At 63.3% G+C, this 8,342-nt stretch carries 7 protein-coding genes; all 7 read left to right on the forward strand.

Going from position 1 to position 8,342, the window contains the following annotated elements:
* Positions 1 to 11 precede the first annotated feature (11 nt).
* Entirely contained in the window at positions 12 to 959 is a 948-nt protein-coding gene (locus tag F3J17_RS29725; RefSeq protein WP_167067873.1) for a 3-carboxyethylcatechol 2,3-dioxygenase, read from the forward strand.
* Positions 960 to 973: 14 nt separating this feature from the next.
* Positions 974 to 1,762 carry a 2-keto-4-pentenoate hydratase gene (gene mhpD / locus F3J17_RS29730; RefSeq protein ID WP_167067818.1) on the forward strand — a complete coding sequence of 263 codons (789 nt, stop codon included), beginning with the start codon at positions 974 to 976 and terminating at the stop codon, positions 1,760 to 1,762.
* Between the two features lie 27 nt (positions 1,763 to 1,789).
* Entirely contained in the window at positions 1,790 to 2,740 is a 951-nt protein-coding gene (locus tag F3J17_RS29735; RefSeq protein WP_167067821.1) for an acetaldehyde dehydrogenase (acetylating), read from the forward strand.
* Between the two features lie 4 nt (positions 2,741 to 2,744).
* A complete protein-coding gene (mhpE, locus tag F3J17_RS29740; RefSeq protein WP_167067824.1) occupies positions 2,745 to 3,770 on the forward strand; it encodes a 4-hydroxy-2-oxovalerate aldolase in 1,026 nt (341 codons plus the stop codon).
* A 128-nt stretch (positions 3,771 to 3,898) separates the two neighbouring features.
* Positions 3,899 to 5,137, forward strand: coding sequence for a 3-(3-hydroxy-phenyl)propionate transporter MhpT (mhpT, locus tag F3J17_RS29745; protein ID WP_167067827.1), 1,239 nt, complete (start codon positions 3,899 to 3,901; stop codon positions 5,135 to 5,137).
* Between the two features lie 75 nt (positions 5,138 to 5,212).
* Positions 5,213 to 6,091: an alpha/beta fold hydrolase gene (locus tag F3J17_RS29750; RefSeq protein WP_167067830.1), complete on the forward strand. Its 879-nt coding sequence runs from the start codon at positions 5,213 to 5,215 to the stop codon at positions 6,089 to 6,091.
* A 156-nt stretch (positions 6,092 to 6,247) separates the two neighbouring features.
* A complete protein-coding gene (locus F3J17_RS29755; RefSeq protein WP_167067833.1) occupies positions 6,248 to 7,978 on the forward strand; it encodes a dihydroxyacetone kinase family protein in 1,731 nt (576 codons plus the stop codon).
* The last annotated feature ends 364 nt before the right edge of the window (positions 7,979 to 8,342 follow it).

Consider the following 8,342-nt stretch of genomic DNA (forward strand, 5'->3'; position numbering starts at 1 on the left):
TGAATTCCAGCATGATTCACCTCGAATGCCTCTCGCACACGCCGCTGCACGGCTACTTCGATCCGCACCCGGACGTGGTCGCCGAAGTCGAGCGTGTGGGCCGCGCGGCGCGCGCACGCGTCGAGGCTTTCCAGCCCGATCTGATCGTTGCGTTCGCCCCCGATCATTTCAACGGCTTCTTCTACGACGTGATGCCGCCGTTCTGCATCGGCGCCAAAGCGCAGGCGATCGGCGATTTCAAGAGCCTCGCGGGCACGCTGCCGGTGCCCGAAGACCTCGCTTACGCGCTCGCGGAGAGCGTGCTGGCCGCCGATATCGACGTGGCGCTGTCGTATCGCATGCAGGTCGATCACGGTTGTGCGCAGGCGCTCGAAGTGCTCACAGGCAGCCTGGATCGCTACCCGGTGATTCCCGTGTTCATCAATTCCGTCGCGCCGCCGATGGCGACGCTGCGCCGGGCGCGGCTGCTGGGCGACGCCATCGGGCGCTTCATGGCGCGCACCGGCAAGCGTGTGCTGGTGGTGGGTTCGGGCGGCATCTCGCACGAGCCGCCGGTGCCGGAACTGTTCGGCGCAACGCCTGAAATCGCGGAACGTTTGATCGCGGGCCGCAATCCGTCCGAGGAGTCGCGCAATGCGCGCCAGGCGCGCACGGTGGCTGCCGCGCGGGCCTTCTCGCAGGGCGATAGTCATCTGCATCCGCTCAATCCCGAATGGGATCGCGCGTTTCTCGAACGGCTCGCCTCGGGCGAACTGACCGCCGTGGACGGCATGACGAATGCCGCGATCACGCGCGACGGCGGCAAGTCCGCGCATGAAATCCGCACCTGGGTAGCGGCGTTCGGCGCGCTCGCGGCGTATGGCCCGTATCGCGCGTCGCTCGATTATTACCGCGCGATTCCCGAGTGGATCGCCGGTTTCGCCACCATGCATGCCACGCCCGCTGCTTCGGCAGATTGAACCAGGAGAACGCATTGACTGATCCGAAACTCATCGCGGCGCTGGCCGCGCGTCTGCGCGAAGCCGAAGCGGCGCGCGCCGTGATCGAACCGGTGCGCGGCGAGATCGCCATCGACGACATCGCCACGGCCTACGCCGTGCAGCAAGCGAATGTCGATCTACGCGTGCAGAAAGGCGAGCGCATCGTGGGCCGCAAGATTGGCCTCACGTCGCTGGCGGTGCAGAAACAACTGGGCGTCGATCAGCCGGATTTCGGCGCGCTGTTTGCATCGATGGCGTATGGCGATGGTGAACCGATTCCGCTTTCGCAACTGATCCAGCCGAAGGTGGAAGCGGAAATTGCGCTCGTGCTCGAACGCGATCTCACGCAAGAAAAGCACACCTTCGTCGATATTCTGCGCGCGAGTGCGTATGCACTGGCCGCTATCGAAATCGTCGATAGCCGCATCCAGAACTGGGATATCCGCTTTGTCGATACGGTCGCCGATAACGCGTCGAGCGCGCGTTTCGTCGTGGGCAGCCGCCCGGTGCCGCTTTCGCAGATCGATTTGAGTGCTTGTGCAATGACACTTTCGCGCGATAACGAAGTGCTCTCGCGCGGCAACGGCGCGGCGTGTCTGGGCAATCCGCTCAACGCGGCCGTGTGGCTCGCCGATCGCATGGTGCAACTGGGCACGCCGCTGCGCGCCGGTGACGTGGTGCTCACGGGCGCGCTCGGACCGATGGTCGCCGTGAAGGAGCCGGGCACTTATACCGCGCAGATCGACGGCCTCGGCAGCGTTCGCGCAACTTTCACCGCCTGAATTGCAGGCCGACATACAGGACTTCACATGGCTTCCGAAAAACTCAAGGCCGCGATCATCGGCTCCGGCAATATCGGCACGGACCTGATGATCAAGATCATGCGCCACAGCCAGCATCTGGAGATGGCGGCGATGGTCGGCATCGACCCCAACTCCGATGGTCTCGCACGCGCCGCGCGCCTGGGCGTGGCGACCACGCATGAGGGCGTGGAAGGGCTCACGCGTCTGCCCGTGTTTGCCGATATCGATTTTGTGTTCGATGCGACGTCTGCTGGCGCGCACGTTAAAAACGACGCGTTGCTGCGCAAGCTGAAGCCGTCGATTCGCGTGATCGATCTGACGCCCGCGGCAATTGGGCCGTACTGCGTGCCGGTCGTGAATCTCGACGCGCATATCGACGCGCCCAACGTGAATATGGTCACGTGCGGCGGCCAGGCGACAATTCCCATCGTCGCGGCGGTGTCGCGCGTGGCGAAGGTGCATTACGCGGAAATCGTCGCGTCGATCAGCAGCAAATCGGCGGGACCGGGCACGCGCGCGAATATCGACGAATTCACTGAGACGACTTCGAAAGCGATTGAAGCCGTTGGCGGTGCAGCGAAAGGCAAAGCGATCATCGTACTCAATCCGGCGGAGCCGCCGGTGATGATGCGCGACACGGTTTATACGCTTTCTGCAATGGCGGACCGTGAAGCCGTCGAGCGCTCGATTGAAGAGACCGTAGCGAAGGTGCATGCCTATGTGCCGGGCTATCGCCTGAAACAGAAAGTGCAATTCGATGAAATCCCCGCAAGCGCGCCTTTGAATATTCCGGGCCTTGGTCAATTTAGCGGCCTGAAAACCTCGGTGTTTCTCGAAGTGGAAGGCGCTGCACATTATCTGCCCGCGTATGCAGGCAATCTCGACATCATGACTTCCGCCGCGCTCGCCACCGCCGAGCGTATGGCGCAAACGCTCTTGAGCGTGCAGGGAGCGTAAAGCGATGAGCAAGAAACTCTATATTTCCGACGTCACGCTGCGGGACGGCAGCCACGCCATTCGTCATCAATACTCGATTCAGAACGTGCAGGACATCGCACGGGCGCTGGACCGCGCAAAAGTCGATTCGATCGAAGTCGCGCACGGCGACGGTCTGCAAGGATCGAGCTTCAATTACGGCTTTGGCGCACATAGCGATCTCGAATGGATTGAGGCGGTCGCGGACGTGGTGAAGCACGCGAAGATCGCCACGCTGCTGTTGCCCGGCATCGGCACGATTCACGATCTGAAGGCCGCCTACGATGCGGGCGCGCGCATCGTGCGCGTGGCCACGCATTGCACCGAAGCCGATATCTCGAAGCAGCACATCGAGTATGCACGCGAACTGGGCATGGATACGGTCGGCTTTCTGATGATGAGCCATATGACCACGCCGGAGAATCTGGCGGTCCAGGCGAAGAAGATGGAAGGCTACGGCGCGACCTGCATTTATGTGGTCGATTCGGGCGGCGCGCTGACCATGAGCGATGTGCGCGATCGCTTCCGCGCTGTGAAAGCCGTTTTGAAGCCGGAAACGCAGACGGGCATGCACGCGCACCACAACCTATCGCTGGGCGTGGCGAATTCGATCGTGGCGGTGGAAGAAGGTTGCGACCGCATCGATGCGTCGCTCGCGGGCATGGGCGCGGGTGCTGGCAACGCGCCGCTCGAAGTGTTTATCGCGGCAGCGGAACGCATGGGCTGGAATCACGGCACCGATCTCTACACGCTGATGGACGCTGCCGACGATATCGTGCGGCCCCTGCAGGATCGTCCGGTACGCGTGGATAGGGAAACGCTCGCGCTCGGCTATGCGGGCGTGTATTCGAGCTTCCTGCGCCATTCGGAAGTCGCCGCACAGAAGTACGGCCTGAAAGCCGTCGACATTCTGGTCGAACTCGGCAAGCGCCGCATGGTGGGTGGCCAGGAAGACATGATCGTCGATGTGGCGCTGGATCTGAAACAGCGCAGCACAACCGCCATGCAGTAAAAACGCACGCCGCGTGTCGCTTCAAGCGACTCGCGGCGTTGCTACGTCGAAGTCGCAGTACACATGCGCAGTACACACGATTAGCCGCCGCAAAGAGCGGCTGACACCCAACATTGGAGACTTTTCACATGACGTCACGAATCAGTGCTGCCGGAGGCGGCAACAAGGCGACCATTGGCCTGTGCCTGGCGATTGCGTTGCTCGAAGGCTTGGACCTGCAATCGGCGGGCGTGGCCGGACCGCGCATGGCGAAGGAGTTTTCGCTCGCCGTGGCGCAGATGGGCTGGGCATTCAGCGCGGGCGCGATTGGACTGCTGCCGGGCGCGGCGCTGGGCGGTCGACTCGCGGACCGCTTCGGACGCAAGCGCGTGCTGATGGCGTCGGTCGCGTTGTTCGGGCTGTTCTCGCTGGCGACGACGCTGGTCTGGAACTTCGAAAGCCTGCTGGTTGCACGCCTGTTGACGGGGCTCGGACTGGGCGCGGCGATGCCCAACCTCATCGCGTTGTGCTCCGAAGCCGCAGGCCCGCAGCAGCGCAGCACGGCGGTGGGTGCCATGTATTGCGGCATGCCGTTCGGCGCGGCGATTGCGGCCTTGATCGGCATGCTGGGCGCGAGTCCGACAAGCTGGCGCGATGTCTTCTATGTCGGTGGACTCGGGCCGATTGTGATGGTGCCGCTGCTCGGCGTGTTCCTGCGCGAATCGCAACAGTTCGTGGCGGCGCGCGCAGCCAAGGCATCGCGTGAAAGCGTCCCGGCAGTCAGCGAGGCTCTGTGGCGTCATGGCCGCGCACGCACCACGATTGCACTGTGGATCAGCTATCTCGGCACGCTGATCGTGCTGTATTTCCTGATGAACTGGCTGCCGTCGATGGTGCTTTCGCGCGGCCTCACGCGTTTGCAGTCGAACATCGTGCTGATGATGTTCAACATCGGAGGCGGCATCGGTGCCGTTGCGATCGCAACGATCATGGATCGATTTGGACGTCGTCGCACGGTGATCGGCATGTATGTGGGCATTGCGCTGGCGCTTGCGGCGCTGGCGAGTGCGGGCGGCGCAGGCTCGATGGCATGCGGTGGGCTGCTGTGCGGACTCTTCCTGGTGGGCGGCCAGTCGGTGCTCTATGCGCTTGCGGGTCACGCGTATCCCACGGAAGTGCGCGGCACCGGCGTGGGCGCTGCCGTGGCGGTGGGGCGGCTGGGTTCGATTCTCGGGCCGCTGGTGGCGGGGCAATTGTTCGCGCTGGGCCAGAGCGCTTCGATGCTGGTGGCGTCGAGCATTCCGCTTTGCGTGATCGCTGCACTCGCGGCTTTGACCGTGGTGGGCGGATTCGCGCGGCGCAGCGCGCCAGGCGCACAAGGCGTTTGAATCAAACATTTTTGGCGGAGTGGGCAAGCGCCTGCTTCATGACGGATTAGCGGGATTTACTGCAAGGACATCATCATGACCTCGACGGCACAGACAATCACGGAAGCCTCCACGAGCCAGTTCGCGCGCGTGAAGGACGGCGAACTCGAACTGCAGATTCACTACAACGACACGGGTGCGAGCGCATCGAATGCCGAAACCGTCGTGATGCTGCACGGCTCCGGGCCCGGCGCGAGCGGCTGGGCGAACTTCAACCGCAACGTCGAACCGCTCGTCGCGGCGGGTTATCGCGTGATCCTGATGGACTGCCCGGGCTGGAGCAAGAGCGACCCCATCGTCTGCACGACATCGCGTTCGGAGTTCAATGGGCGCCTGCTCAAAGGGCTGCTCGACGTGCTCGATATCGAGCGTGTGCATATTCTCGGCAATTCGATGGGCGGCCATAGCGCCGTGGCGTTTGCGCTGGCGAATCCGCAACGCGTCGGCAAGCTCGTGCTGATGGGCGGGGGTACCGGCGGCCCGAGCAACTTCGCGCCGATGCCCACCGAAGGGATCAAACTGCTGCAAGGGCTCTACCGCGAGCCCACCATCGACAACCTCAAGCGCATGATGAACGTGTTTGTCTACGACGCGAGCGCGATCACCGACGAACTGATGCAGGCGCGTCTCGACAATATGCTTGCGCGCCGCGACCACCTCGAAAATTTCGTGAAGAGCCTCGCGGCGAATCCGAAGCAATTCACCGACTATGGTCCGCGTCTTGGTGAAATCGCCGCGCCCGCGCTCGTGATCTGGGGCCGCGACGATCGCTTTGTGCCGATGGATATCGGCCTGCGTCTGCTTGCGGGCATGCAGAACGCGCAACTGCATGTGTTCAACCGTTGTGGCCACTGGGCGCAGTGGGAACATGCCGAGGCGTTCAATCGCATGGTGCTGGATTTCCTGCAGCATTGATCGGACGTTGATGACGTATCGGGCGCGCAGGGATGGAGCGCCATTGCGCGCCGCCCGAACGAGCGGCGTACACTGAATGGACCTTTGAGCGCGCTATGCATGCCGCATGTGCGCGCTCGATGGTCGGCATGTCCAACCGCATCCATCGGGAACGTCATGAAGAAACTGGTCAATCAACCGTCCGACGTCGTGCGCGAAATGCTCGAAGGCATTGCGCTGCAGGCGCCTAACGTCGTCATTCTCGGCAATGAAAACGTGCTGGTGCGCCGCGATATTCCCGAGGCCCAGTCGCGCGCGGTCGCGTTGATATCGGGCGGCGGCAGCGGTCATGAACCGGCGCACGGCGGCTATGTAGGGGCGGGCATGTTGAGCGCGGCGGTGTGCGGCGAAGTGTTCACCTCGCCGCCGACCGACGCGGTGCTCGCGGCGATCCGCGCGACGGCAGGCCCGAAGGGCGCGCTCCTGATCGTCAAGAACTACACGGGCGACCGGCTCAACTTTGGCCTGGCTGCTGAACTCGCGCGCGCTCAGGGCATTCCGGTCGAGGTCGTGACCGTCGCCGACGATGTTGCTTTGCGCGCTCACGCAGAGAAGCATCAGCGGCGCGGCATCGCGGGCACGGTGCTGATTCACAAGATCGCCGGCGCGGCAGCCGCGCGCGGGGCATCGCTCGATGTGGTGGCGGCGACCGCGCGCGATGCGGCGGCGAATCTGGGCACGATGGGCGTCGCGCTTGACGGTTGCACGCTGCCGGGCGTGGCGCAATCGAGCTTCACGCTCAACGACGACGAGATCGAACTGGGCCTTGGCATTCACGGCGAAAAAGGCGTGGAGCGCAGCGCGCCGCTGCCCGCCGACGAACTGACCGAAGCGCTGCTCGTCAACGTCCTCGAAGAGCTGGCCATCAAGCGCGGGGAGCGCGTGGTGCTGCTGGTCAACGGCCTGGGCGCGACGCCACAGATGGAACTCGATATCGTGCTGCGTGCGGCTTATTCGAGTCTGCAGCGCCGCGAAGTGCGTGTGGAGCGTGCGTGGGCGGGGACGCTGCTATCGGCGCTCAATATGCCGGGGTGCTCGATTTCGCTGATGCGTGTCGACGATAGCCGGCTCGCCTTGCTCGATGCGGCGACCGAGGCGCACGCATGGCCCGGTAAAGGCTGCATCAACCCGACGATTCGATTGGACGTGGTGTCCAGCGCGATTCATGAGGAATGCGTAGCAAAGCCCCTTGATGCTTCGCGCGCAGCGTGGGCGGCACGCGCGAAGGCCGCGTTGGATGCCGTCGCTCAAGCGCTGGTGCAAAACGAGGCGCGTTTGACCGAACTCGACGCACTTGCCGGGGACGGCGATCTCGGTGCGAGCATGCATCGCGCGGCGGATGCGGCATCGGCGTTGCCGGTGGATGCGCTGGGTACGGCGCCGCAGGCACTTGCGGCGCTTGGCGCGAGTTTGCGTCGCGCCATCGCGGGCAGTTCGGGGCCGTTCTATGCCACGGCGCTGTTGCGCGCTTCACGCGTGCTTGCCGATACGCCCGAGCCGACGCCGCAGGAATGGGCGCAGGCATGGCGAGGCGCGATCGAAGCGATTAGTGAGCTAGGCGGCGCGAAGGCGGGCGATCGCACGATGATCGACGCCTTGGCACCGGCGGTGGAGGCGTTCGAGGACGCGCTGAAAAACGGGCAGGTGGCGCAGCAGGCGTTCAGCGCTGCCGTGGCCGCAGCCGCGCACGGCGCGCAGGCGACGACGCATATGCATCCGCGCGTGGGCCGGGCGAGTTATCTGGGCAAGCGCGCGATTGGATCGCCAGATGGCGGCGCGGTGGCCGTGGCGTGCTGGCTGGCGGCGCTCGGCCCGTATGTGGGGAATCAGGCGGCGGTCGCTAGATAGGTGCGAATAAAGCCAATTGAGGGGCTGTAAAAATTATTTTGCAGATTCGCTTGACGAGCCGATCTGCGCCCTGCATAATTCGCCTCCTCCTGCTGATGCAGCGACGCAGAAAACACCGGAAGGCCTGATTTTCCAGATGTTTTCAGCGAATTGATCTTTAAAAATTTACAGCCGATAAGTGTGGGCGCTTGATTCGATTCAGCTCCCCGCCGCGATCATTCGTGATCTGGCGGGATAGCAAAAGTATCAAGAGTCTCACACAAAAGTAAGTCAGGTTTTTGAAGTAATTCAACTACCTGTCAGCTTTGAGTGAGCGACCGGTTCGAAAGAACCGAAAACAGTAACAGGTTTGAACTGAAGAGTT

The organism is Burkholderia sp. Ax-1719, from assembly GCF_011753055.1.
GTDB lineage: Bacteria > Pseudomonadota > Gammaproteobacteria > Burkholderiales > Burkholderiaceae > Paraburkholderia.

What these genes read in the sequence shown, in the direction of transcription:
- F3J17_RS29725 (WP_167067873.1), top strand. Translation starts at nt 12, where the DNA reads ATGATTCACCTCGAATGCCTCTCGCACACGCCGCTGCACGGCTACTTC.
- F3J17_RS29735 (WP_167067821.1), top strand. Translation starts at nt 1,790, where the DNA reads ATGGCTTCCGAAAAACTCAAGGCCGCGATCATCGGCTCCGGCAATATC.
- mhpE (WP_167067824.1), top strand. Translation starts at nt 2,745, where the DNA reads ATGAGCAAGAAACTCTATATTTCCGACGTCACGCTGCGGGACGGCAGC.
- mhpT (WP_167067827.1), top strand. Translation starts at nt 3,899, where the DNA reads ATGACGTCACGAATCAGTGCTGCCGGAGGCGGCAACAAGGCGACCATT.
- F3J17_RS29750 (WP_167067830.1), top strand. Translation starts at nt 5,213, where the DNA reads ATGACCTCGACGGCACAGACAATCACGGAAGCCTCCACGAGCCAGTTC.
- F3J17_RS29755 (WP_167067833.1), top strand. Translation starts at nt 6,248, where the DNA reads ATGAAGAAACTGGTCAATCAACCGTCCGACGTCGTGCGCGAAATGCTC.